This is a genomic window from Colwellia sp. TT2012 (assembly GCF_001440345.1).
Lineage (GTDB): Bacteria > Pseudomonadota > Gammaproteobacteria > Enterobacterales > Alteromonadaceae > Colwellia.
This window is the reverse complement of record NZ_LJYX01000160.1, coordinates 1-765: the sequence shown is the minus strand read 5'-3', so window position 1 is coordinate 765 and position 765 is coordinate 1. Positions and strand designations below refer to the sequence as shown.

The window sequence follows — 765 nt, the reverse complement described above, 5'->3', positions numbered from 1 at the left end:
GGTCGAGTTCGCCATGCAACGGGCAGAGCAGTACATCGCTGCGCTCACCCAAGGCGTCCGCCAACTGTTGATTGACCCGGCGAATCTCCGCCTGGCCGGGCAGGAACACCAGCACGCTGCCGGTTTCGTCATGCAGGGCTTCAAGGATGGTCTGCACCAACCGTGGCTCGATAAATTCACCAGGCTGGAACGGTCGGCCCCAGCGCATCTGCACCGGGTACATGCGCCCTTCACTGCGCAGGATCGGTGCGTCGTCGAGCAGGCCCGACAGGCGTTCGCCTTCAAGGGTGGCGGACATCAGGAGGGTTTTCAGCGGTTGTTCGTCGCGAAACAGCTCGCGGCCATTGAGGCTCAGGGCCAGCGCCAGGTCGGCGTCGAGACTGCGCTCGTGGAACTCGTCGAAGATCAACAGGCCTACGCCATCCAGCGCCGGGTCATCCTGCAAGCGGCGCGTGAGGATGCCTTCGGTGACCACTTCGATACGGGTGTTGGGGCCGACCTTGCTGTCCAGGCGGATCCGATAGCCGACGGTTTCCCCGACCTTTGCCCCCGGCTCGCTGGCCAGGCGCTCGGCGGCGGCGCGGGCCGCTAGCCGACGCGGTTCAAGCATCAGGATGGTTTGCCCGGCCAGCCAGCTTTCATTCAACAGCGCCAACGGCACCCGCGTGGTTTTACCGGCGCCGGGCGGTGCTTCGAGCACGGCTTCATGGCGCGTCGCCAAGGCTTCACGCAAGGCGGGTAAAACATCATCGATTGGCAACGAAT

At 64.6% G+C, this 765-nt stretch carries 1 protein-coding gene; it reads right to left on the bottom strand.

Annotated features, from left to right (window positions below; all coding sequences use genetic code 11):
* The coding region (locus ASU03_RS19310; RefSeq protein ID WP_157466006.1) for a DEAD/DEAH box helicase at positions 1 to 765 on the bottom strand (765 nt) is incomplete at both ends.